Below are 24811 nucleotides of genomic sequence, written 5' to 3'. Positions count from 1 at the left end.
ATTGTATGTAAATTGAAACACATGGGTTGTGGTGGATTTGTAAAACACGCACCCGGTTTGCGCGTCAATCCTGCTCACGCCGCCTGAACTGCCCCGGCGCCAGCCCGTGGGCCTTGCGGAAACACCGGGAAAAATACGCCTCGTCGGTAAACCCGCAACGGTGCGCAATCGCGCCGATCATCTGCGGGCTGTTGAGCAGCAGCGTGCGCGCCAGTTGCATGCGCCGGTCAAGCACCAGTTGGGAGAAGGGTTTACCGGTTTCCTTGCGCAGCAGGTGGGTCAGGTAATTGGGCGACAGAAACGCAGCCGCCGCGGCATCGGTCAGGTTCAGCGATGGCTCGTGCAAATGCTCACGAATGTAGGCTTGCACACGGGCCAGTGCGTCCTTGCGGCCACGCCGGGTGGCGTTGTTGGCGGCGAATGCCTGGAGCGGTTCGGCGTACTGTTGGCACACCAACCCGATCAGTTGGAACAGGTAACCCTTGAGCCGCTCCCGCGCGCCGAAGCTGCGGTGGGCGTCCAGGGTGCGCATGTGTTCGAGCCAGGTTTTGACTTCCTCGAATGCCGCGTCTTCAAGAATGAAATCCAGCTGTTCCTGAAAGCGGAACGGCGACAGTTCCGGGGCCTGGCTGACGGGGATGTCTTCGAGGTCCAGCGGGTCGCAGGTCAGTTGCGGCAGGAAAAAGCCCTGGCTGAAATTGATCAGCATGAAGTCGCCGTCTTCGGGATGGGGAATCACATGCAGGCGATGGGGCAGGATAAAGGCCAGGGCCTTTTTCGGGAACGGGCGCACCGCGCCGCCGATGTGCTGCACGGTGTCGCCGCCCAGGTTGATCTGGATCTGGAAATATTCGTGGCGATGGGGACTGGTCAGCGCCGCCCTGCCCCGCTTGTCGCGGATGTAGAAGTCGGAGCGGTCGCTGCGTTGTTCCATGCCATAGGTGGTGATGCGGGTGCCTGGCATACGTATTTCCCGGAGAGCCTGGGCACCACTGTAGCGTCAACCCTGGCTGAGGGTGAAGCTCAGCTCGGCCAGGCCGTCGATCCCGGCGGTCACCACATCGCCCGGTTGCAAGGCGCCAACGCCCGCCGGGGTGCCGGTGAAGATCAGGTCGCCGGCTTTCAGCGCCACGGATTTGGACGCATGGCTGATCACCTCGCTGACCGACCAGATCTGGTCCGCCAGGTCGCCCACTTGGCGTTGCTCGCCATTGACCTTGAGCCAGATGCGCCCGCTGGCCGGATGGCCGACGGCGCTCACCGGCTGCAACGCAGTGCAGGGTGCCGATTCATCGAAGGCCTTGGCCCATTCCCACGGCCGCGACAGCTTTTTCGCCTGGGCCTGGAGGTCGCGGCGGGTCAGGTCAATGCCCAAGCCGTAACCCCAGATATGCGCGAAGGCCTCTTCCGGGGCGATGTCCACGCCGCCCTTGCCGATGGCCACCACCAACTCGACTTCATGGTGCAGGTCGGCGGTCAATGGCGGATAGGCGATAACGCCCTCGGCAGGCACCACGGCATCCGCCGGTTTCATGAAAAAGAACGGCGGCTCGCGGTCGGGGTCGTGGCCCATTTCGCGGGCATGTTCGCTGTAGTTGCGCCCGACACAGAACACCCGGCGCAGCGGGAAGCGAGCGTCGTCGCCGCGGATGGCGAGGGATGGGATTTCGTTGGGAGTGATGACGTAGCGGGTCATGGCATGTGCCTCTTCGGTTACCTGGGGCCAGTATGCGGACTGGCTCCGGGGCGAAGTTGGACAGGCTTACGCAGATTTTGTACTGGGCGGTGCATCGGCCACTTTGCCGAGCGAACCCAACACTGCTAGCCTCATCGCGCTTTCAACCACTGATCCCGCAGAAAGGACTCTGATGAACATCATTCGCGCCGTCGCCCTCTTCGCCGCCTCATTGTTCTCGATGAACACTTCAGCCAAGGCCTCGCTTCCGGGATTCCAGTTGCCCAAGGCAGATTCGGAATATGACGAGAAGGTGTTGGCGGATATCAAGAAGATCGGCTGGCACCATGTGCATGTGCGGGCCGAAGACGGTGAGCCGTCGTTCGCCTACTCCCTGGGGTTCTACGCCAACTTCGGCCAACCGGAAATCATCGTATTCGGGCTGCCCCCGCAGATTGCCCAGCAGTTGCTGAACATCGCCGCGATCCGCTTTGCCGGTGCAAAAACCGCCTATGAAACCTACAAGCCCTATGACGATATTGCCGAAGGCATGCGCATCGCCTTCATTCCTGTAGACCGCAGGCATTACCGCGAGTACCTCGGTTATGCCGGCTGGTTCTACGCCTCGATCAAAGCTGATTTCCCGGCACTGCAAATGGTCTGGCCGGACAAACAAGGGCGCTTTCCGTGGGAGCCCAACTACGACCAGTCGTTCTCAAGGCTCCAATTGCTGCTGGATAAATAGGGCTTATTTACGCGCCAGCTTGTAGCGCAAACAGTCCTGATAAAAACTCTGGCGAATCACCTCGGGCTTGACCCGCGAACGGCTGTCGTAGGTCTGCTCGGTGATGCCCATGGCCATCATGTGCATCCAGGGTTTCTTGAACTGGTAGGTCTTCAGCTTCTGCCGCGCGGCGTACAGCGAGACGCCCGACAGCTTCAATTCCTGGGCCCGGGCGGCGGTGCCAGCCCCCCAACTGCACATGTACTTGTCGTTGTCCCGCAGCTCCCGTGCCTCAACCGAAACCGCCCCACCCGCCAAGGAACAGGCGATCAGCATGATTCCAACATTGCGCATTTGCATCCCGCCTAACCACCTGAAAATAAAAGTGATTTTGGCGAGAATTTTGTTACAAAGGGGCCAGCAAATTGCCTTCTCGATGATTTTTCCGGCAAGCACCAGAGCCAGGAAGCCACCTATGCCTTAAGGCCTTTTGCCACTATTTGTTGCCGATAGGCCAGCGTCTGACGATAATCCCCGCGCTCTCCCACACTCACGCAAGGAAACGCCGTGAAAAAGCTTCTACTGTTGACCCCATTGCTCGCGCTGCTGTTGCAAGGTTGCGGCGTCACCATGACGCAATACGAGCCGAACTTCGACAACGTCCAGGTCCTCAAGCAAGCAGCGCCGCTGCAACCCGTCAGCAATGCCCAGGTGACGGCCGCATCGGGCGAAGGCTCGTTGTCCGTACGTGCCAACCCGATCCGCTCGCCCAGTGGCAGCATCCCGGCGCATATCCAGGCTGCAATCACCCAGGAACTGCAATTGGCAGGCCTGCTGAACCCGCAAGCGGAACGTCATCTGCAAGTGTTGGTGGTGAAGAATTCGCTGTCGGCAGGCATGGGCTCCGGCAACGGCACGCTGGCCGCGCGTTTTACCCTGCTCAAGGGCAATGACGTGGTGTACGACGCGACCAAGGAAGTGAATCACACCTGGTCCAGTTCGTTCTTCGGGTTCATTGCGATCCCGAATGCCGCCAACGCCTACAACCCGATGGTGCGGAATTTGCTCAAGTCGTTGTACAGCGACCCGCTGTTCATCAAGGCGCTTAAGTAAGGCCCAGGCTGCGAGGGCGGGTCACCCTGCCCTCGCAGCTGTTTCAAACCTTCAGTTACGTGTCACGCCCGTGGCACGCCGGCATCCAGTGCCGAATACTTCAGGTTATTGCCGTCGACCATTTGCTTGAGCAGGGCATTGACCTGACGGGTGAAGGTATCGGTCACCGCCTCTTTCGGCGTGTTGGCCATCAACGGGATAAACCAGATGCCCATCCAGGTATTGATCGAGTCGTGGTTGGTGCCGGTGCTCAGCGCGTGGCCTTGCGGGTCCATCGACTCCAGCTTCATGGTGTACTGATCAGTCCCCAGCGCCGGGATGATGGTGAAGGTAAAGCCGCTGATAAAGGCCAGTGCCAGTTGGCCGCCACCCGGTGGATGGTTGTAGACCTTCAGGCGCAGGCTGTAATCGCCGGGCTGCTTCTGGAACTCATCCAGAGTCACACGACCAAACAGGCCGGAGTCGGTCAGAACTTTCTGCAGCTGTGGCTTGAGCATGTCCCGCGCTTGTGGAAATTCCGTAGCGGCGGCGTTTGTCGGCTCGCCCTGGTAGAACTTGAAGTCTACGTAGACGTTCGGTTTGTTGGCGTAGCTGGCCTTCGATGGCAGCGTGACAGGTGCGACTTCGTCCTTCGTGAAGCTGGCGCAGCCGCCCATCGACAACATGATCAGGGCCAACCCCAGCATTTTTCCAATGTGCATTACGACTTCCTTAGTGAATGGAGCGTCTCCATGGCCGGAGGTGCTGGGGGCGGATGATAAAGAGTGGGCCGCAATGTTAAAAGGCCATCCTCCTAAAAATAACGACGATCACTGTAGGAGCGAGCTTGCTCGCGAAAATCGTTAACGATAACGCAGCGTGCCCGGCTTAACGCGCTGCTCTCAGGTTCTTCGCGAGCAAGCTCGCTCCTACAGTAGATGGGTGTTTACCACTGGTAGGTCGCGCTGGCCTGCACGGTGCGCTGTGAGCCATACCAGCACCACGAGTAGGAATAGCAGGACGCGACGTACTCTTTATTCGCCAGGTTGGTGGCATTCACCGCCAGGCGCAGGTTGTCACCCTGGCGATTGATGTGGGGGATGTCGTAGTGCACCGCTGCATCGAACAAGGTGTAGCCCGGCACCTTCAAGGTGTTGGCGGTATCGCCCCATGACGAACCGACATACCGCGCACCAGCCCCCACGCCGAAACCCTTCAGCGTGCCGTCGTGCAGGGTGTAATCCGCCCAGGCCGACGCGGTATGACGCGGTACGGCGTAGGTAGTAGTGCCTTCGGCAGCCACCGCCGGACCGACACCGATGTCACTGATGGGCGCATAACGCACGGTGTTGTTGGACTTGCTGATGCGGTTATCCAGGTAGGCGTAGGCCGCCGTGATATCCAGGTTGTCGTTCAGGCTGGCCTTGCCTTCGAGTTCAAACCCTCGGGATTGCACTTCACCGTCCTGGATCTGGCAGCGCGAGCCGTTGCACAGGTGGGAAGCGTCCGGGTCCAGTGTCGGCACGTTCGTCTGGCGCAGGTCGAAAACGGCGGCGGTGATAAAGCTGTTGCTGCCCGGTGGCTGGTACTTGATGCCGATTTCGGTCTGCTTGCCTTCAGTCGGTTGGAACGTTGAACCACCGTAGCCCGTGCCGGATTGCGGCTGGAAGGATTCCGAATAGCTGACATACGGCGCCAAGCCATTATCGAACAGGTAGACCAGGCCCAGGCGGCCGGTAAAGGCTTTGCTGTCCTGGCTGGATTTGGTCTTCTTCTGGGTCGTCATGGCCAGGGTGCTGTTGTCGGTGCTGGCCCAGTCATAACGCCCGCCCATCAACAACACCCACTTGTCCCACTTCATCTGCTCTTGCAGGTACACGCCAGTCTGCTCGCTGCGCGAGGTGGCGTCGCTGGTGTAGGCCGGTACCGGCACGGCCGCGCCGTAGACCGGGTCGAAAATATCCAGCGTAGGGCCTGCGGTGTACACGCCGCTGCCCGATTTGGTGTCGGTGCTGGTGTTCTGGTAATCGGCGCCCATCAGCACGGTGTGCTGCAACGGGCCGGTGTCGAATTTGGCCTGCAACTGGTTGTCGAGGGCGTAGGCGTCGATGTTCACGTCGCTGGCGGTGGTCGAGCGCCGGATGGTGCGGTAATCGCTCTCCAGGTAGTTGCTGTAGAGGCTGCGGTACTGCCCTTCGCTGCGCAGGTAACGGGCATTCTGGCGCACAGTCCAAACGTCGTTGAAGTGATGCTCGAAGGCGTAGCCGATGGAGTAATACTCGCGGTCACTCTTCTCGAAGCTTTTCTCGCCGTCGTAGAAATCCACGTCGATCTTGCGCCCGGTTGGGCTGTGCAGCACCGAGCCCCAGGCCGGCATCGAACCGTAGGACGCGCCTTTGGGGTCTTTCTGGAAATGCCCGAGCAAGGTCAGCGACGTGTTGTCGTCCGGGCGCCAGGTGAAGGCGGTGGACAGGGATTGGCGACGGGTTTCGGTGTGGTCGATCTGGCCGTCGGCATCATCAAACAGGCCGGCGACACGGTAGGAATACTCGCCTTGATCGTCCAGCGGGCCGCTCAGGTCAAAGGTGGTGCGCTTCTTGTTGAAGGTGCCGTACTCGACGCCGACTTCATGGAACGGCGTGTCCAGCGGGCGCTTGCTGACCATGTTGATCACACCGCTGGGAGTGCCCTGCCCGTACAGCACGGACGCCGGCCCGCGCAGCACTTCGACGCGCTCCAGGTCAAAGGCGTCTTTTTGCGGCAAGGCATCCCGGCTCGAAGGCATACGCAGGCCGTCGAGGTAGGTCGCCGGGGCGAAGCCACGGATGGTCAACTGGTCGAGGCGTGAGGCAGTGGAACCTCGGGTTTCCGGGATCACGGCGGCGCTGTAGCGCAGGATCTGGTTGAGGCTCTCGGCGTTCTGCGCGCGCATCTGGTCTTTGGTGACCACGGAGATCGATTGCGGGGTTTCGATCAGCGCGGTGTCGGTCTTGGTGCCCGACAGGCTGCGAGTGGCCACGTAGCCAGACACGGGGCCGGTGGGGCTTTCCGACTGGTACGCACCGCTGATGGTGGTGGCCTGCAACTCCATGGCGCCGTCGGCTTGCGGGATGGCTTCGAGGCGGTAGCGGTCGTCGGCAATCTTCAGGGCTTGCAAGCCGCTGCCGGCCAACAATTGGGCCAGGGCGGCGTCGGTGCTGTACTGCCCGTTCAGGCCATTGCTGCGTTTGCCGCGGGTCAGGCTCGAATCAAAGGCCAATACCAGGCCCGCCTGTTCGGCGAGGCTGTTGAGGGCCTGGCTCAGGTCACCGGCCGGAATGGAAAACGCGGCGCTTTCAGCCGCGAAGGACGCTTGAACGGTCAGCAGGGGTACGGCGGCAAAAGCCATCGCCACTGAAAGGGCCAGTGGCTGTAAGGGACGAGCAAGGCGCGACATGAGAAGTCCTGGGAAATGGGGGTTCTATTAGTCATGACGGCCATGTCGGAAAATCGGGTATGAATGAGAGCAGTTTTTATTCAGGCTTTTTACCGAGGCTTGATCACCACCACCAAATCGGTGAAGTACTCGACCTTGATCGGCAGGTTATCTGCCAGTGAAGCCAGGGCCGCGCCGGTGTCGTCGAGCTTGAATACTCCCGACACACGCATCCCTTGCAGCGCCTGCGGATCAAAGCGCACCAGCCCGTGCCGATAACCGGCGAGGGTTTGCAGCACCTCGCTCAGGGGTTGGTCGTCTACCTTGAGCAGGCCGCGGGTCCAGGCGTCCGGGTCGGCATTGCCGATGGGTTGCGGGTCGCTGGCGTGTCCGGCCTTGAGTGTGGACTTCTGCCCTGCCGGCACTTTCACGTCGCCTGCACTATCGCCTTTGACGGCCACGGTGGACTCGATCACGGTGACTACGGTCGAGCCGTTCTCGGCCTTGCGCACCAGGAACCGCGTGCCCAACGCCGTGGCCGTGCCCTGGTCGGTATGCACCACGAACGGCCGTTGCGCGTCCTTGGCCACCTCGACCCACATCTCGCCCTGTAACAGTTCGATCACCCGTTGGTGGCCGTCGAACTTCACGTCCAGCGCCGAGTTGCTGTTGAGCTGCACCTGGCTGCCGTCGGTCAGTGCCACCTGACGCCGTTCGCCGATGCTGGTGCGCTGGTCAGCCATCCACACCGGCATCCGCTCCATTCCCGCCCAGCCGCACAGCAACACACCCAACAGCGCGACGGCCTGAGTACCACGGGCGGCAAACCTTGGTTTTTGCGGGGCAAACGCGCGGTTCAGGGCAAGGCGCGCCGGGGCGGCGGGCAATGCGTCGAGGCTGCCCCACAGGCTGCGCATGCGCTCGATGGCGACGGCATGCCGTGGGTCGGCCTGGCACCAAACATCGAATGCGGCGCGGTCGGCCTCGGTCACGTGATCGTCGTGCAACAACGTCAGCCAGCGGGCGGCCTCAATGATGATCTGCTCGGCACTCACGACAGCGGGTCCGCCCCGTGCAGGGTGTGATAGCAGTGCACCAGCGCGCTGGAGATGTAGTTCTTCACGGTGCTGGGGGACACCTGCAATTGTGCGGCGATTTCGCTGTAGGTCAGCCCGTCGAGGCGGCTGAGCAGGAACGCCTCGCGAGCCTTGGCAGGCAAGCCGGTGAGCATTTCGGCGATCCGTTCCAGAGCCTGGAGTGCCACATGAATCGCCGCCGGATCCGGCATACCGGCGTCCTCGCTCTGAATCGCCAGGGCTTCCATGTAGGCCTTCTCGATCCGCCGCCGACGCGCGCCGTCAATCATCAAGCGCCCGGCCGTCGTCGCCAGGAAAGCCCTTGGTTCCTTGATGGTGTGGGGTTCGGCCAGCAGCAGAATGCGGATAAAGGCGTCGTGGGCCAGGTCGGCAGCATGTTGGGAGCAGCCGAGTTTCTTGCGCAGCCAACCGTGCAACCAGGAGTGATGGTCGCTGTAGAGGGTGGCGATGGTCTGCTGGCGACGGGCTGTATCACCCTCAGCTACAGGAAAGTCATGCATGCGCAAAAATTTCTCAAACAAGAAAGATTACCAATTGCGCGAACGATGACAGCAAAACGGAGGGTGAGCAAGGGGCTCACCGACCGAAGCGGTCAAGGGTGATGTGGGGTGAGCGGGATGCAGGTAGATAACAACTACCTCTTAACTGATGGATTAACACTGCACTTAGTTAGAACGCACAATAGTCGACAGGCACTGGCGTACCTGCCAACTTAATGGACGCATGACAATTAATGACGAACGTCTAGTGTGCGGCGGTTACTTGCAACCAATCCTCTGCGGAAGTTGTCCTTGCTTCGACTTAAGTGCAGTTTGTACCGCTTGGGGCAACTCACTCCAGAATGTCAGCCCGGAACGCTGTTCAATCTGTTCGACTGTCGCACGATAGTCACAGAAGTTCGCACCCTTGGGGGTTTCCTGATTCATGATGAACGAGGCATAAAGTCCGTCTTGCGGCGATTTGCCGACGGAAACAATCTTCCAGTAACCGCTGGGAATCGTGTGGACCTTGTTGGTCCCCGGCAGGGTGCCGATGAATTTCTCATACAGCGGGCCGGTCATCACGTACACCTCATCCACGGCGGCGTCCTGGCTCAGGTTGCGCTCCTGATCCTCCAGACGTGCCCACGGGCCCTGGTTCAAATCGGACTTTTGCGGGGTGATATTGGACAGGTAATTGAGAGTCTGCCAATCGGAAACACCCGCCATCGACGCCAGGTTCGCCTGGTGCCCACGGTCGACCTTCAGCGCCACGTTGGCGCCGTTATAGTCAACAGGGTCAAGGGTTTCACCCGCCGGAATGTCCGGATCCGTCTGCCAGTTTCGCGGGCGCCCGCTGGCCGGTGTGGACTTGGTGATCCGGTAAGCCACCCAATTGGCGAACTTGGTCGACGCATTGTTATTGAGGGTGTAGGCCTGGCGATTCAACGTCAGCGGCCCACCGCCGGACGGGCAGCCCTGGGAACAATTATCGACCGTGACGGCCTGCTCGAGCGGCACCTGGACGGCGCGCTCCGGTGAACGTGAAGGCTGGGTGCTGATACAGCCTGCCATCAGCGGCACCCACAACAATGCCAGGTATTTGAACGGTGCTTTCCTTTGCATGGTAGAACTCCATTTACAACAGATTAATTAAGTTTAAAGGGATAAAACAGGCGCAATGGATCCCGACAGATGGAATAACAACACTATCAAGTCGATTGCTGGCAGCTACCCGGTGAACACTGTGCAGTGCCGGACAACTGTTTTTTGCGGGTACGGCGACATTCCATGTGCGTACTCGCTTAAGTGCCCCACGCCATTTGCTCGGGGAACTAACTGCTCTTCAAGCGTTATCTTTCAGTTGAGCAGGCTTTATCTTATACACGCAATTGTTACAAAAAAACCAGCGGTAAAATCAAAAAAATCTGCCCGTAAAATAGAACCCGTGTGGGAGCTGTCGAGCTTTAGCGAGGCTGCGATAGCGGTGTGTCAGGCAACCTGTTGATCGGTTGTGCCACCGCCTTCGCAGCCTCGCTAAAGCTCGACAGCTCCCACAGGTGATCTTCGCTCGGCTTAAATTTAACGCCAGCTCCAGGAAACCCCGGTGTACACGCCCATGCCATCTCCCGGCGTGGAACGCGCCACGTCCAGCCCCTTGTCGTCATAACCCGGCGTGACCGTATTGGCGTAGCGCTGGTTGGTCAGGTTGCGCAGGTCGACCCAGGCTTGCCAGTCGTGCTTCGGCGCGTCATACCCGACCGTCGCGCCGAGCAGCGTGTAGGCCGCCGCGTAGTAGGAATTGGCGTAGTCCACCGCCACCCGCGACGCATGCTCGCCGTTGAGGCTGGTGTAGAAACCGCTGGGATGGCTGTAGCGCAACTGCGCCTGATAGTAGTGCTTGGGGATGCCGGGCAAGGTGTTGTCGCCGAAGCGGTCGTCGTTGCGGTAGTGGAAGTCGCTGTAGGTATAGGCCTGGCGCAGGGCTAACTGGCCGGTGCGGCCGCCGTCCCACAGCGGGCTGATCAGGCTCAGTTCCACGCCTTGGTGCACCGTGGGGCTGGCGTTGGACTCGGCGATGATTGCGGCGGTGGTGGAGGTCGCGGCCTGGGTTTCGACGCTGAGCAGTTCGTGGCGCACCTCGGAACGGTACAGCGCCAGGTCCCACTGGCCGAACCACTCTTCACCGCGGCCGCCGACTTCCAGGGTGGTTGCAGTCTGGTTTTTCAGCTTCACGCCTTCACGTTGCAACCCACTCGCCGGGCCGCTGTTGGCGGGAAAATACTTGTTGGAACCCCAGATCATCGACCACGCATGAGGCGGCTCAACCGAGCGGCTCAGGTTGCCGTACACCTGCAGTTGCGGGCTGAAGTCATAACGCAAACCAACCCGTGGCGCATAATCCCAATCGTGCTGGCTGACCGGCGTGTGGGTTTGCGGGTAGCTGACTTCGGTTTCGCGGCGGGTATAGATTGCCGCCAGCCCCGTGGTCAGCCAAAGGTCCGGCACCAGCTCCAGGTCGTTGCCGATGTGCAGCACGCTGTCGGAACCCAGGTAGCTGTAATCGCGGGTCTTGGTGCCGGGCGTGTAGCCCGCCGTATTGCCGACTGGAATCCGTACGAATTCCGAGCCGCCGTTGTTAGGCATCGCCTGAGTGGTGCGTAAACCGATAGTGGTCTTGCTGTCGCGCCCGAACAACATGTCCTGGCGGATGTAATTCACGGTGCCACTGACGTCGGTGTAGGCAACCTTGAGACGGTTGGTGCCCTCGCGCAGGTCCATCGGATAGTCGTGATACGCCAGCCCGACCTCGACCCGGGCGTTGTCGTCCAGGTGCAGGGTGGTTTTGTTGGCAATCCAGGTCGAGCCCGGTTGCAGGCGCTTGGAGTCCCGCGTCACGTTGAGGCTGGCGGCGGCGCGTGGGTCGTGGCTGATCTGGTCGCGGGTCAGCTTGCCGGGGGAATCGTTGTCGGTTTCGCGGTAGCGGAAGTAGAAGCGGGTTTCCAGGTCGGGGTTGAAACGGTAGCCAAAGTTGGCCGCCATGCCCTTCCCACTGCCGGCGCTTTGGTTCTGGAAGCCGTCGTAGTTCGAATCGGTGAGGCTGATGTAGTAGTCGGCATCCCCCAGCACCTGCCCCGAGCTGATTTCCCGTTGGGCGTAGCCATGGCTGCCGGCTTCGTAGCGCACTTGCAGCTTGGGGGCGTCGTAGCCGGTGTGGGTGACGTAGTTGACCGCACCGCCCAGGGCCAATGCGCCCTGGTCAAAACCATTGGCGCCGCGCAGCACTTCAACCCGGCTGAGCCACAACGGGTCCTTGAGTTCGTAGGGCGTGCCGCCCGGGCCGGTCAGCGGCAGGCCGTCGAAGGTTTCGTACAGGCCCGACGCGTGGGCGCCGGGGCCACGGTTGATGCCCGAGCCACGGATGGACAGCTTCACCCCTTCGTTGTTCGCCGCCTTGGCGTACACGCCGGCCTGGTACTTGAACACGTCCTCGTTGGTGCTCACCCGCCCCTGGTCGACGCTGCCCATGTCGATGTAGTTGGTGGCGCCGGGCACGCTCTTGAGCTGGACCTGGGCCAGTTCATCGGCGCTGAGTTCGGCGCTGCTGACTTCGACGGGAGCCAGTTGCAGCGTGTCGTCGGCCTGGGTGACCGGGCTGAAGCTAAGAGCGGCGCCAAAACCCAGCAAGGGCCAGGCTTTTCGGGCGGGGAACCGAAACGCGGGGGGCATGGGGGCAAATCCTTGGAATTCGTTTTTGCGACGGGCTCGGTCCGGCACAAGGTCTGTGGTGGGAAGCCTGTGAAGCCCGGCGGGTCACCACTGATGGACGTACAGGCGCCCATCGGCGTTAAGTCCAAAATCGAATTACCAAATGCAAACTCAGTATTTATGGAAATAAGCGCCACGGATTACTGTAGGGCCATTGAGTCCCCAGAGATTTACGTCATGCAAACATCCGCCACCGTCATCGATTTCACCCTCCACCGCAAACGCCGCCAGGCTCGCGCAGCGGCTGAACTGATGTGGGCGATGTACGCGGCGCGGGCCGGGGTCGCGGTGTTTACCGCACACGTCACCACGTCCAGCGATACCCGCCGGGCGTGAGGCCATGAATTTCCTGCACGCGATTCCCGAAGTGCCCGACCTCCCCTCCAAACCCAAGGATTGCAACAGCGGCGACGATGACGCCATCGGCCAGTGCGTCGCGCAGAACCTGCAACGCCTGCGCAGTAAACGCTACCTGTCGCTGGACGCCCTGGCGCGCAATTGCGGCGTGAGCCGGGCGATGCTGGCGCAGATTGAGTCCGGGCGCAGCGTGCCGTCGATCAAAGTGCTGTGCAAAATTGCCAAGGGCTTGAAAGTCTCGGTGGCGGCCTTCCTGGAAAACCGTGCGTTCGAAGGGGTTGAACTGCTGCCGGCGCAACAGAGCAAACGCTTGGTGAGTGCCGACGGCAGCTTTATCAGCCGTGCGCTGTTTCCCTACGATATGGCGCGCCAGTCGGAGTTCTACGAGATCCGCTTGAAGGCACTCGGCGAAGAGATTTCAGAAGGTCACGGGCCGGGGATTCAGGAAAACCTGGTGGTGGCCCAGGGCGTGCTGGAAGTGAGCGTCAACGACGAACGCTACCTGCTGTCCACCGGTGATTCGATCCTGTTCTACGCCGACCAGCCCCACCGCTACCGCAACCCGGCAGACAGTGAGGCGGTGGCGTTCCTGGTGATCACCTACCCGGAACGCCTGGACTGAAACGCAAAAAGCCCCGGCACTCGCCGGGGCTTTTTGATGTCACGCCAAACGAATCAGCAGGTGCAGCACATCATCGGCATGCCGTTGCAGCTCATCATCATCGGCATGGCGCAGTCGCTCATCATCTTCATCATCAGCATGCAGCAGTTGTTCATCATGTCCATGCTCATGCCTGGCATCGGCATCATCTTGCAGGTCATGCAGTCGGCTTCCATCTTGCATTCCATGACGCACTTCATCATCGGCATAGGCATGCCCATCGGCATCATCATCGGCATGTTCATGGTCGACATGCTGTTCATCATCGCCATGCCGTCCTGCGACATGCACATCATCGACATGTTGGCGCACTGCATCATCATCGGCATGCCGCAGTTCATCATCATCGCCATCATTTCGGCGTTGTTCTTGAACATCGCCATCTCCATACCGGCGGCCGGCTTCATGGTGCACATCATGGCCTCGTCGGTCATCGTGCAGGTCATGGTGGCCATCATCATCGGCATGCCCATCATCGGCATCATTGGCATCGCGTTGTTCATTGGCATCTGCATGGCGTTCATCATGTTCGAAACTCCGTAATCGACAGGAAATGAGTAAGTTCTGGGGCCGATTCTAGAGATGCGGCGCAACGGCGCAAGGCGCTGGCCCAGCAGCAGAAATGGACGTTGCATGGGGGTTTATCGGAGCGAGACAGCCGATAATTCCGTGATGACAGCGTTAATGAAGCGATCACGCCGCCCCGCTCCGTTATCAGGGCTGAACCGGCGTGATGGATATGCGATTGGGGAATGGGCTCCAATCAGAAGGAAATAATCGATCTAACCAGCGTGAAAATACCGGTTCGTCGGACGCGGCAGTCCGAGGTTTTCCCGCAGGGTAGAGCCTTCATACTCCCGCCGAAAGATCCCGCGCCCCTGCAACTCGGGCACCACCTTGGCGACAAAATCATCAAGCCCGCCGGGCAGCCACGGGAACATGATGTTGAAGCCATCGCTGCCCTCTTCTTCCAGCCACTGCTGCATCTCGTCGGCAATGCTGTGGGCCGTGCCGACAAACGACAGGCCGGCATACCCGCCGAGGCGCTGGGCCAATTGGCGCACCGTCAACTGCTCGCGATCAGCCAGCGCCAGTACTCGCTCGCGAGAGCTTTGACTGGCATTGGTTTGGGGAATCGCCGGGAGGTATTGGTCGGGATCAAACTTCGTCGCGTCGGTACCCAGCGCTATCGACAGCGAGGCAATCGCGCTTTCGTAATGCACCAGGCTGTCGAGGTGCGCACGAATCCGCCGCGCGTCTTCCAGCGTATCGCCGACCACCACAAACGCCCCGGGCAGAATCTTCAGGTGGTCGGGATGCCGACCGACCGCCAGCATCCGGCGTTTGATGTCGGCGTAGAATCTGCGCCCCTCCTCCAACGTGCCCGGCGCGACAAAAATCACCTCGGCGGTTTCCGCCGCCAACTGACGCCCGGGTTCCGAGGCACCGGCCTGCACGATCACCGGCCAGCCCTGCACCGGCCGCGCAATGTGCAGCGGGCCACGCACGTTGAGGTAGCGACCGTGATGGTTGAGGGTGTGCAGTTTGTCCGGGTCGAAGTACACCCCGCTGTCGGCATCGCGGATGAAGGCATCATCGGCCCAACTGTCCCAGAGCCCGGTGACCACATCGTAGAACTCCCGCGCACGGGCGTAGCGCTCGTCGTGAGCATAGGCCTGTTCCAGGCCGAAATTCTGCGCGGCATCCGGGTTGGCGGTGGTGACAATGTTCCAGCCGGCGCGACCGTTGCTCAGGTGATCCAGGGACGCGAAACGACGGGCGATGTGGAACGGTTCGTCATAGGTGGTCGAGGCCGTGGCCACCAGGCCGATATGCTCGGTGGCCTGGCTCAGGGCCGACAACAAAGTGAACGGTTCGAACGACGTGGCGGTATGGCTGCGCTTCAACGCGTCGATGGGCATGTTGAGCAAGGCCAGGTGGTCGGCCATGAAGAAGGCATCGAAACGCGCCTTCTCCAGGGTTTGGGCAAAAGCCTTGAGGTGCGTGAAGTTGAAGTTGGCGTCACGGTAAGCGCCGGGATAGCGCCAGGCGCCGGTGTGAATGCTGACCGGGCGCATGAACGCGCCCAGTTTCAGTTGGCGTGGAGTGGTCATGTAAAGCCCCTGATCGAGAGGGGCTCAGCATCGGATGCGCGAGCGGCGTCTGTCTAATAACGAAAGGATCTGGCTTATGCCTGCATCCGCCGGCTCAATCCTCGGTCGAGGATTCGTACGAGAGTGTCTGAGGCGCCCGTTGGTTTTATTGAATACCGATGGAAAACCGCCGCACAGTCTGCTCCTCACGGGGCAGGCTGATGTCGCCTTCGTAGGTGCACTCGCGACCGGTGCAGCTGTTTTCCACAGTCACCGGCGCAACGCTTTTGACCGGGAAGCGCGGCTTGGGCTCAGCCTGCGGCGTTAGAGGTACGGCGCTGAGGATCGGTGCCTCGTAGGTCAGGTCCAGGTTGGACGCGTGAGCCGGAGTAGCCAGAACGGCGAGCAGTGCGCTCGCCATGACAGTCCTTGTAAACAACATCGAAATCTTTCCGGGCAGCAAAAAATGAAGGGGCAATGATAAACCCTTGAGCGGCCGGGTTGAAGTCAGCGTGCCTGGATGCCTGTGGCGCTATGAAAAATCTATCAGTAAGCTACTTTCACTGAATGGATTGAGTCAGCACTCAATCCCTCCCCTTTTCTGCACCGGCGATAACCACGTGATCGAAGTAACCGAAGTTTCCATTGCCCAGTTGCGCGCTGCGCTCGAATCCGGCCAGACCACGGCGGTTGAACTGGTAGAGGCCTACCTCGCCAGGATCGACGCCTACGACGCCCCCAACACCGCCACCGCCCTCAACGCCGTGGTGGTGCGCAATCCTGAAGCGCTGGAGGAAGCCCGCGCTTGCGATGCACGCCGGGCCAGCGGCAAAACCCTGGGCCCGCTCGACGGCATTCCCTATACCGCCAAGGACAGCTACCTGGTCAAGGGGCTCACGGCCGCTTCCGGCAGCCCGGCTTTTGCCAACCTGACCGCGTATCGCGATGCGTTCACCATTGAGCGGCTACGGGCCGCCGGCGCCATTTGCCTGGGCAAGACCAACATGCCACCCATGGCCAACGGCGGCATGCAGCGCGGTGTGTATGGCCGGGCCGAGAGCCCGTACAACGCCGACTACCTGACCGCACCGTTCGCCTCGGGCTCCTCCAACGGCGCCGGCACGGCCACTGCAGCCAGCTTCGCGGCATTTGGCCTGGCGGAAGAGACCTGGTCCAGCGGGCGCGGCCCGGCGTCCAACAATGGCCTGTGTGCCTACACCCCGTCCCGGGGCGTGATCTCGGTACGCGGCAACTGGCCGCTGACCCCGACCATGGACGTGGTCGTGCCCTACGCGCGAACCATGGCCGACCTGCTTGAAGTGCTCGACGTGGTGGTGGCGCAAGACCCCGACACACGCGGCGACCTGTGGCGGATGCAACCCTGGGTGCCGATCCCCAGCGTCGCTTCGGTTCGCCCCGAATCCTACGGCGCCCTGGCCGCGACCGGCGATGCACTCGCCGGCAAACGCTTCGGCGTGCCACGCATGTACATCAATGCCGACCCCGAGGCCGGTACCAGCGACGACCCGGGAATCGGCGGCCCCACCGGCCAGCGCATCAACACCCGCGCCTCGGTGATCGAGCTCTGGGAAGCCGCGCGCAAGGCACTCGAAGCGGCCGGTGCAGAAGTGGTGGAGGTGGATTTCCCGCTGGTTTCCAATTGCGAAGGCGATCGCCCGGGCGCACCGAAAGTGTTTACCCGAGGCCTGGTGTCGAAAGAATTCCTCCACGACGAATTGTGGGAACTGTCGGCCTGGGCGTTCGATGATTTCCTGCGCGCCAACAACGACCCTGCGTTGAACCGCCTGGCCGATGTCGACGGCCCGAACATCTTCCCCCACGACCCCGACACCCTGCCCAACCGCGAAGACGATCTGGCCGCCGGCATGGACGAATACGTGCGCATGGCCGAGCGCGGCATCACGCCGTGGGACAAGATCAGCACCGTGCCCGATGGCCTGCGCGGCCTGGAACAGACACGGCGCATCGACCTTGAAGACTGGATGGATAAGCTGGGGTTGGATGCAGTGATTTTTCCGACCGTCGCCGACGTAGGCCCGGCGGATGCGGATGTGAATCCCGCGTCGGCGGATATCGCGTGGAGCAACGGTGTATGGGTGGCCAACGGCAACCTCGCGATTCGCCATTTGGGCGTGCCGACGGTGACAGTGCCCATGGGTGTCATGGCGGACATCGGCATGCCGGTGGGGCTGACCTTTGCCGGGCGGGCTTATGATGATTCGGCGTTGCTGCGATTGGCGTCGGCGTATGAGTCGACAGGGAGCAAGCGCTTGGTGCCGCCGCGTACGCCGGGCTTGGTGGCTCGTCAGGCCTGATCGGTTTCACTGCTGATTTTGCGCATCAACCGATCGGCTTCCGACCCGGGTTCAAATCGGAAGCCGCTCATCTCGTCGAGGAGCAGGCAGTCGCTGATGGCCTCCCACAGCTGCTCCTGGGTTGGCTTGTTGCGCAGCAGAATGTACGAAAGCAAAAGTCGCTCAATGGGAACGCCTCGATTGGAGGCGGTTTCAATGATTGCCAGCAGGATAAAGCGCAGTCGAACTTCCCGCTCCGTGGGCCATACCGTTTTTCGCTTACCCAATGCCGGGCCTCAGTTTCAGGAAAAACGTGAGGCTATGGCCGAGGGCGGTGTTGTTTCAAGCACTGCATGGAGAGAAAGCCCTGCTCCTACGGAAAACAGGGAAAGGGCTTACGAAATCTCACAGGGCCTCAGTGGCGCTGTCTCCTGTCACAGCACCAACGTGCGACACCATCTAAACATTCCGTTACTCATCATCTCAACGTTACTGTCCTATTACTGATAAAGCGTTCAGACACACCCCATCGACACGAGCCTTCCTGCCGTGACTCATGACCCTTCCCGTAACTCCCAGTACACCTGGCGTTGGATCGGAAAACTGACACCGCCGCTGACGTTACTCACCTCAACGCCCCGGCAAGACTTGTTGGCATCATTAAAGACGAGGATTGAAGGGCCATTGATTCTCCTTGTGGCGCCCCCCGGATACGGCAAAACAACCCTGTTGATGCAGTGGAGACAGGAACTACTGCGCACCTCTCCACAGGCAACCGTTGCCTGGCTATCGCTGGATGAAGCAGACGCAGAACCCAACCGCTTCCTGGCCTATCTGATTCTGGCGCTTGACCACGCAGGCCTTGATCTCGGGCACCTGCCACGGCTGGCAGAGGCTCAATCCCTGGATGCGCAACCACAACGCACCATCAGTGCCTTGCTTCATGCCATGGCGCGGGAGAACCGCTCCATCACCCTACTGCTCGATGACTACCACACAGCCGCCAACGAGCACCTCGATCCGATTGTACAAGCACTGCTGGAACAAGCTGCCCCCTGGCTGCAATGGGTGGTGGCCAGCCGTACTCGTCCCCAATGGCCCTTGGCGCGCTGGAAAACCATGGGCTGGGTGCACGAGGTGACCGCTCGCGAATTGACACTTTCAACGAGCGAAACCAACGCGATCCTGGGGCCCGATCTCTCATCGTCAGACCTGCGTCACCTGCATGAAACAACCGAAGGCTGGCCCGTGGCTGTGCAACTGGCTCGGCTGTGGCGAGCCAGTGGAGACGGCTCGCTGTACCACCTGAACGAGTTTTCCGGGCACGTTACCGATATCGCCGCCTACCTGACGGAACAAGTCGTGGGACGCTTGCCACCAGCGTGTCAATCCTTCCTGATGGATACCGCATTGCTGGAGCGTTTCAACGCAGGGTTCGCTGACGCGATACGCGAGCGCACCGACAGTACGCAGTTGCTTGCACAATTAAGCCACCTTGACGCCCTGTTGGTCCCGCTGGACGCCAAGCGTCAGTGGTTCCGCTACCACCGTCTGCTACGGGATTTCCTGAGCAAGCGGTGTGACGCCAAAAACGCCCAGCGCATTCACCGCGCTGCGGCCCAATGGTTGGCGCAGGAAAAGGACTGGATCCAGGCGGTGTCACATGCGTTACGTGCCAGCGACACGGCGCTGGCGGTGGATATGGTGGTGCGTGCAGGGGGATGGGAGTCTGTGCTGAGGCATGGGATCCGCTATGCACAAAGCTTGTTGCAGCAGTTCGATGAGCCAACACGGCGCAGCGAGCCTGACCTTTTGCTGCTCCAAGCGTACCTGCACGCCAAGCTTGGGGACCACAGGTTAGCCACTCAACTGCTACAGCTGGCGCAAGGCGTCATCCAGGACGACAGGCGCCTGAAGCGAGACTTCCAGGTCATTCAAACGTTGGCCAACGCCTACGTCGATCGCTTTGCAGAAAACCATGCAAATCCGTTCGACCCAGTACAGTTGCAGGGCGACGAAGTCCTGGCCCAGGCAACCCTTGCCTGTGTAGAGGCCCTGAACGCCATGACTCGCGGTGAACTGCCCCTTGCGCTGCAAACCATCCGCACAGCCCACATCAAGATGCGCCTGGTCGACATTCCGCGCGGTGAAAATTACTGCCGCATTCATGAGGCGCAAGTACTTTCCTTGATGGGCAACATTACTCAGTCGAGTCGCATGGTCGACGAGGCGCTGGCCATTTCAAGCGATCAGTTTGGCCGTGAAAGCTCAGTCAACGCGCTAGTCGGCTGCCTCAAGGCGCAACACTGTTACTGGCAAGGTGCATGGTCCGAGGCAACAACCTGGTGGCGGGACGGCTGGGCCTCCCTCGAACAGACGGATGGCTGGTTGGATATTGCCGCCACAACAGCCGAAATCGCGTGGCGCACAACACTGCGCAGTCAAGGCATGCAGGTGGCGCTGCGTGAATTGGAACAGGTGGCACAGTTGGCGGGCACCCGTGAATGGCTGCGGCTGACACGATTGGTCAATGCATGGCGGGTCGATTTGCTGGTGCAGTGCGGCTCCCTGGTCAAGGCTCGCGAGGAGGCATTGCAGGTCGACCTTGAAGGCATTGCGGGGAATCGTGACGACTGGCGCAACCATGAAGCCGCCACCTTGGCACTGGCTCGCCTGCAACTGGCCTCGGGCCGTTCCGTCGCCGCGCTGACCCGCTTGCATCAAGAAGGCAAAGTGCTGCAAGACAAAGGTTTGTGCCTCCCTGCGTGGCGCCTGCAACTGCTGGCGTTAGTCGCCTATGGCAAAGGCCAGTCAACACTGGAGACCAAGGATCTGACACCGATCCTGGCATCGATACCTCAACCGATCTTGCCGGGCCTGCTGCTGGAAGTGGGGCCAAGTCTGCTGCCGGCGCTGGAAGCCTGCCCTGAAACCCTTCCTGGTCAGGCAGCCATCCTTACGCGGCTGCGAGGCTGGCGGGCACACCCGGTGCGCGCCCGCATGCCATTCAGCGCCAAGGAGACACAAATCCTCGCCTTGCTCGTCAGCGGCCAGCCAAACAAGACGATCGCGCAAGCGTTGAACATCTCTGAAAACACCGTGAAATTTCATCTTAAACACATCTTCGCCAAGCTCTCGGTAGACAATCGCACGGCCGCCATCAGTGCAGCGTTGCGCCTCGGCGTTCTTGATTCCTCTCTCTGAGCCCACCTGCCTACCCATCCGGGTAGGCGCTGTGAAAATCGCCCCATGAACTACCCGTGCCGCAGGTAGTAACCCCCGCTCGCCGCCCTCTAGCATCCGTCTAAACAGCGAGCGCCCCAACGCTCTGCCAGCTCCGATAACAACAATCACATCAGGAGATGCCCTGTGGGTATGGACAGTAAAACTGTGCGTGTAGCGACCGATGTCGGTGGGACATTTACCGACCTGGTCTATTTCGAAAGCAGCCCGGCCACCGGCCAACACATCATTCGCACCGCCAAGGTCGATACCACACCGCCGAACTTCGCCAAGGGTGTGCTCAATGTCATCCAGAAAGCGGACATTGCACTGGAAACCGTCGACTTCCTCGCCCACGGCACCACGGTGGTCATCAACGCCTTGACCGAGCGTCGAGGCGTAAAGACGGCCTTGATCACCACCCAGGGCTTTCGCGACATCCTCGAGATTGCCCGGGCCAATCGCCCGGACTACTTCAACTTGAAATGGATCAAGCCAACACCCTTCGTGGCTCGCTACCTGAGGCGTGAGGTAGGTGGTCGCCTGCATATCGACGGCAGCGAGCGTGAACCGCTGGATCTTTCAGGCCTGGTGGACATACTCGATGCGTTTCGCGCCGACGGGGTTCAAGCCATTGCCATCTGCCTGCTGCACGCCTACGCCAACCCGGTCCATGAGCAGGCGGTACTGAAAGAAGTACAGCGGCTCTGGCCCGAGGTCTCGGTCGTTGCCTCACACCAGATCACTCGCGAGTGGCGCGAATACGAACGCTCCAGTACCACAGTGCTCTCGGCCTACGTCCAGCCCATCGCCGCACGCTACCTCGATAACCTGGAGACCGGCCTGCGCGAAGGTGGCTACAAGGCACCGCTGTACATCATGCAGTCCAACTGCGGCGTCGACAGTGTGACCCATGCCCGGGACATTCCCATCACCATGGTCGAGTCGGGGCCTGCCAGCGGCTTCTGGGCCGCCGCCGAGCTCGGGCGCCTGCTTGACGAGCCGAACCTGTTGGCATTGGACATCGGCGGTACCACCGCAAAATGCTCGCTGGTGCGTAACGGCCAAGTATCGATCAAGACCGACTACTGGATTGAACGCAATCGGCTCAATGCGGGCTACCCGATCATGGTACCGGTGGTGGACCTGGTGGAAATCGGTAATGGCGGTGGTTCCATTGCCTGGGTCGACGAATTCGACAAACTGCACGTCGGCCCAGAGTCTGCCGGAGCCCTGCCCGGCCCTGCGGCCTATGGCAACGGCGGTACGCAGGTCACCACGACGGATGCCAACCTGGCTCTGGGCCGGATCAACCCCGGCTACTTCTGCGGTGGCGAGCTGGCCGCGGATATGGCGGCTGTCGAGCAGGCCTTCGACCCACTGAGCGAACGCCTGAAGCTACCCGCCAATGAGATCGCCCGCGGCATCATTCGGATCGCCAACGACAACATGGTCAACGCATTGAAACTGGTGTCGTTGAGTCGTGGCCATGATCCCCGGGAGTTGACCCTGATCGCCTTTGGCGGCGGCGGAGCCATGCATGCTGTCGCCTTGGCTCAGGAGCTTGGGGTCAAGAAAGTCATTGTGCCCCGAGGTGCATCCGTGTTCTCCGCGTGGGGCATGACCATGTCCGACCTGCGCCGCGACCTGTTCATCAATCGCTTTGTCGAAACCGAACGCGAAGGCGAACTCGCACTTACCCAGCTATTTCTCCAGGACCTGATGCACAACGCCCGGGAGCAGTTTGTCGACGAAGCCATTGCTCCGGATCAGGTCGACTTGCAGGTGTCCTGCAAGCTGCGTTACCAGAACCAGGAGCACGCCGTCGAGGTCGCCTTGGATCATGAAGAATCCCTCTCGGAGCATTGGCCGGCGATAGCCCGACGTTTCCACGATCTCTATGAGCAGCAGTACTCCTACCGCCTACAGGCGCCGTTGGAAATTGTCGGTTTCCATCTGGTGGCCGTCGCGCAGATTGGCAAGTTGAACCTGCAAGCCCTGCCCGTCACCGGTCGCACGCTGGCAGAGGCCCACAAAGGCAAACGCCCGGTGGATTTCGCCCTCGAAGGCATCCACGACACGGCCATCTACGACTACGCCCGCCTGGAGCCGCAGATGAGTTTCAGCGGCCCAGCCATCATCGAGGATGCCGGTTCCACCGTCGTGGTCCATCCCGGCAATCAGGTACTCGTCGACCGCCTCGGCAACCTGCATATCACCCTCGGCGCCTGAAGGAGCAGCCCCCATGAGCAAAATCGATATATTCACCCTGGACATCATCCAGAACTCGCTACAAGCGATCGCCGATGAAATGTTCGAGGCGATGCGCAAGGCTGCCATGAGCCCGGTGATCTATGAAGTTCTGGACATGGGCACCGGCATCACCGATGCCCATGGCGAAATCGCCAGCTCGGGCGCGGGTATTCCAGCGTTTGTCGGCGTGCTCGACAAAGCCGTCAAGCAGATTCTGATTCAGCACCCCACGCCCGGGGAGATCGAGGACGGTGACGTATTCATCACCAATGATCCCCACAGTGGCGGCGTCACCCACCTCAACGATGTGGTGCTGGCGATGCCGGTGTTCGCCGAGGGTCGTTTACTGGCCTGGACCGCCAACATCGCCCACTGGAACGACATCAGCGGCATGGTACCGGGTTCGTTGTCGACGGAGGCGACCGAGATTTTCCAGGAAGGCCTGCGCCTGGCCTCGGTCAAACTCATCAGTCGGGGCCAGCCGATTCGTTCAGTGCTGCAGATCCTGCGCTGCAATACCCGCATGCCGGATTTCATGGAAGGGGATTTATGGGCAGGTGTCGCCGCAGTACGCGGTGGCGCCCTGCGCCTGCAGGCACTGAGCGCGAAGTACGGGATCGAGGTGTTCCTCACGGCCATGCAGGAATTTATGAGCCTGGGCGAAAAGATCTCCTTGCGCGCACTGCGCGACTTGCCTGCCATCCACCTTCACCAAGAGGAAGTGCAGGACGACGGCAGCCTCTTCAATGTGTCGATTCAGATATCCGAACGCGAGCTGATCATCGACCTGCGCGACAACCCTGACCAATGTGCCGGGCCCACCAACCTTAGCCGAGATGGCGCAGTGGTCGCGGCGCAGATGGCCTTCAAGGCCTTGACCGCGCCACAAGGCGTCACCAATGGAGGCACTTTCCGCCCCCTACGGGTATTGACCCGGCCCGGGTCGCTGTTTGATGCCCAGCCTCCCGCAGCCGAAGGGTTTTATTTCGAGAACCTGATCCGCGTGCACGACCTGATCCTGCGCTGCCTGGCCCAGCGGTTTCCCGATCGCTTGCCCGCCGGCAATTTTGCCTCGGTGTGCGCCACCATCATCGGCGGTGTGCATCCCGATACCGGGCGCGTATTCACCCTGGTGGAGCCCGAGATTGGCGGCTGGGGGGCCGAACCCGGCCGCGACGGCAACAACGCGGTGTACTCGGGCCTGCACGGGGAAACCTACAACTGCCCGGTTGAGGTGTGCGAGGCCCGCTATGGCCTGTACGTCGAACGTCTGGAACTCAATGACGAGCCCGGTGGCCACGGCCAGTTCCGCGGCGGGCGAGGCCTGCTCATCGACTACCGCATTCGCTCCGATGCCAGCTTCCTGACCTGCGGCTACACCCGTGCCGTCATACCACCGTGGGGGCTTGAGCAAGGCCTGGACGGCACGCCCAACTATGTCGAAGTCACCCGCTGCGACGGCGCACAACAGCGTTATGCCATGGCCAGCAGCATCAGCCTCGACGCAGGCGATTTGGTACGCGTGCGCACCGGAGCTGGTGGTGGTTACGGGTCGCCCTCTGAGCGCAATCGACAAGCCGTGCTGGATGACCTGAAGAACGGCTATGTCGATACCGAAACGGCCAGAACGATATACGGCGTGCAGATTTGAACCACAGGA

21 protein-coding genes are annotated in these 24811 nt (G+C 60.9%); 9 read left to right on the top strand and 12 right to left on the bottom strand.

Annotation, left to right across the window (positions count from 1 at the left end; all coding sequences use genetic code 11):
- Positions 1–64: 64 nt before the first annotated feature.
- Positions 65–964: a helix-turn-helix transcriptional regulator gene (locus ACUN0G_RS25740; protein ID WP_445574657.1), complete on the bottom strand. Its 900-nt coding sequence runs from the start codon at positions 962–964 to the stop codon at positions 65–67.
- A 36-nt stretch (positions 965–1000) separates the two neighbouring features.
- Positions 1001–1696: a fumarylacetoacetate hydrolase family protein gene (locus tag ACUN0G_RS25735; RefSeq protein ID WP_445574656.1), complete on the bottom strand. Its 696-nt coding sequence runs from the start codon at positions 1694–1696 to the stop codon at positions 1001–1003.
- 172 nt (positions 1697–1868) lie between these two features.
- Here ACUN0G_RS25735 and ACUN0G_RS25730 point away from each other — a divergent pair, with 172 nt between their 5' ends.
- Positions 1869–2420 carry a DUF4262 domain-containing protein gene (locus tag ACUN0G_RS25730; RefSeq protein ID WP_445574655.1) on the top strand — a complete coding sequence of 184 codons (552 nt, stop codon included), beginning with the start codon at positions 1869–1871 and terminating at the stop codon, positions 2418–2420.
- 3 nt (positions 2421–2423) lie between these two features.
- On the opposite strand, the gene ACUN0G_RS25725 is transcribed toward ACUN0G_RS25730, so the two are convergent.
- Positions 2424–2753, bottom strand: a complete 330-nt coding sequence (locus tag ACUN0G_RS25725) for a hypothetical protein (protein ID WP_023658946.1) — start codon at positions 2751–2753, stop codon at positions 2424–2426.
- Between the two features lie 213 nt (positions 2754–2966).
- Here ACUN0G_RS25725 and ACUN0G_RS25720 point away from each other — a divergent pair, with 213 nt between their 5' ends.
- Positions 2967–3512, top strand: a complete 546-nt coding sequence (locus ACUN0G_RS25720; RefSeq protein ID WP_445574654.1) for a hypothetical protein — start codon at positions 2967–2969, stop codon at positions 3510–3512.
- A 62-nt stretch (positions 3513–3574) separates the two neighbouring features.
- Here ACUN0G_RS25720 and ACUN0G_RS25715 read toward each other — a convergent pair whose 3' ends face one another.
- The 6 genes from ACUN0G_RS25715 to ACUN0G_RS25690 form a co-directional block, all read right to left on the bottom strand.
- Complete coding sequence (locus tag ACUN0G_RS25715; protein WP_445574653.1) at positions 3575–4213, bottom strand: hypothetical protein; 639 nt, start codon at positions 4211–4213, stop codon at positions 3575–3577.
- A 224-nt stretch (positions 4214–4437) separates the two neighbouring features.
- Positions 4438–6927, bottom strand: coding sequence for a TonB-dependent siderophore receptor (locus ACUN0G_RS25710; protein WP_445574652.1), 2490 nt, complete (start codon positions 6925–6927; stop codon positions 4438–4440).
- An 89-nt stretch (positions 6928–7016) separates the two neighbouring features.
- Complete coding sequence (locus tag ACUN0G_RS25705) at positions 7017–7961, bottom strand: FecR family protein (protein WP_445574651.1); 945 nt, start codon at positions 7959–7961, stop codon at positions 7017–7019.
- Positions 7958–8503 (bottom strand): sigma-70 family RNA polymerase sigma factor, encoded by a 546-nt coding sequence (locus tag ACUN0G_RS25700; RefSeq protein ID WP_010172411.1) that lies wholly within the window; start codon positions 8501–8503, stop codon positions 7958–7960. Before ACUN0G_RS25700 ends, ACUN0G_RS25705 begins: the two co-directional genes overlap by 4 nt.
- A gap of 258 nt (positions 8504–8761) precedes the next feature.
- A complete protein-coding gene (locus ACUN0G_RS25695) occupies positions 8762–9607 on the bottom strand; it encodes a DNA/RNA non-specific endonuclease (protein ID WP_445574650.1) in 846 nt (281 codons plus the stop codon).
- Between the two features lie 456 nt (positions 9608–10063).
- Positions 10064–12211, bottom strand: a complete 2148-nt coding sequence (locus ACUN0G_RS25690) for a TonB-dependent receptor family protein (RefSeq protein WP_445574649.1) — start codon at positions 12209–12211, stop codon at positions 10064–10066.
- Positions 12212–12427: 216 nt separating this feature from the next.
- Between ACUN0G_RS25690 and ACUN0G_RS25685 the strand changes: the two genes are divergently transcribed.
- Genes ACUN0G_RS25685 through ACUN0G_RS25675 form a run of 3 tightly spaced genes read left to right on the top strand, consistent with a single transcriptional unit; the run spans position 12428 to position 13811 of the window.
- Entirely contained in the window at positions 12428–12586 is a 159-nt protein-coding gene (locus ACUN0G_RS25685) for a hypothetical protein (RefSeq protein WP_167410161.1), read from the top strand.
- A gap of 4 nt (positions 12587–12590) precedes the next feature.
- Positions 12591–13229, top strand: a complete 639-nt coding sequence (locus ACUN0G_RS25680) for a helix-turn-helix domain-containing protein (protein WP_258346685.1) — start codon at positions 12591–12593, stop codon at positions 13227–13229.
- Between the two features lie 60 nt (positions 13230–13289).
- Complete coding sequence (locus ACUN0G_RS25675) at positions 13290–13811, top strand: hypothetical protein (protein WP_445575598.1); 522 nt, start codon at positions 13290–13292, stop codon at positions 13809–13811.
- Positions 13812–14050: 239 nt separating this feature from the next.
- On the opposite strand, the gene ACUN0G_RS25670 is transcribed toward ACUN0G_RS25675, so the two are convergent.
- Positions 14051–15382: an LLM class flavin-dependent oxidoreductase gene (locus ACUN0G_RS25670; RefSeq protein WP_445574648.1), complete on the bottom strand. Its 1332-nt coding sequence runs from the start codon at positions 15380–15382 to the stop codon at positions 14051–14053.
- 145 nt (positions 15383–15527) lie between these two features.
- On the bottom strand, positions 15528–15782 hold the full coding sequence (locus ACUN0G_RS25665) for a hypothetical protein (RefSeq protein ID WP_017477111.1): 255 nt from the start codon (positions 15780–15782) through the stop codon (positions 15528–15530).
- A gap of 199 nt (positions 15783–15981) precedes the next feature.
- On the opposite strand from ACUN0G_RS25665, the gene ACUN0G_RS25660 reads away from it, so the two are divergent.
- Positions 15982–17697 (top strand): amidase, encoded by a 1716-nt coding sequence (locus tag ACUN0G_RS25660; RefSeq protein WP_445574647.1) that lies wholly within the window; start codon positions 15982–15984, stop codon positions 17695–17697.
- On the opposite strand, the gene ACUN0G_RS25655 is transcribed toward ACUN0G_RS25660, so the two are convergent.
- Positions 17688–17963, bottom strand: coding sequence for a hypothetical protein (locus tag ACUN0G_RS25655; protein WP_445574646.1), 276 nt, complete (start codon positions 17961–17963; stop codon positions 17688–17690). The genes ACUN0G_RS25660 and ACUN0G_RS25655 overlap by 10 nt on opposite strands.
- 397 nt (positions 17964–18360) lie before the next feature.
- On the opposite strand from ACUN0G_RS25655, the gene ACUN0G_RS25650 reads away from it, so the two are divergent.
- The 3 genes from ACUN0G_RS25650 to ACUN0G_RS25640 all read left to right on the top strand — a co-directional run bounded on the left by ACUN0G_RS25650 (position 18361) and on the right by ACUN0G_RS25640 (position 24802).
- A complete protein-coding gene (locus ACUN0G_RS25650) occupies positions 18361–20880 on the top strand; it encodes a LuxR C-terminal-related transcriptional regulator (protein WP_445574645.1) in 2520 nt (839 codons plus the stop codon).
- A gap of 171 nt (positions 20881–21051) precedes the next feature.
- Positions 21052–23130 carry a hydantoinase/oxoprolinase family protein gene (locus ACUN0G_RS25645; RefSeq protein WP_445574644.1) on the top strand — a complete coding sequence of 693 codons (2079 nt, stop codon included), beginning with the start codon at positions 21052–21054 and terminating at the stop codon, positions 23128–23130.
- A gap of 13 nt (positions 23131–23143) precedes the next feature.
- Entirely contained in the window at positions 23144–24802 is a 1659-nt protein-coding gene (locus ACUN0G_RS25640; protein ID WP_445574643.1) for a hydantoinase B/oxoprolinase family protein, read from the top strand.
- The last annotated feature ends 9 nt before the right edge of the window (positions 24803–24811 follow it).

Source organism: Pseudomonas sp. 32A (assembly GCF_052682255.1).
The sequence above is the reverse complement of the archived record's forward strand: the minus strand, read 5'-3'. Positions and strand labels throughout refer to the sequence as shown.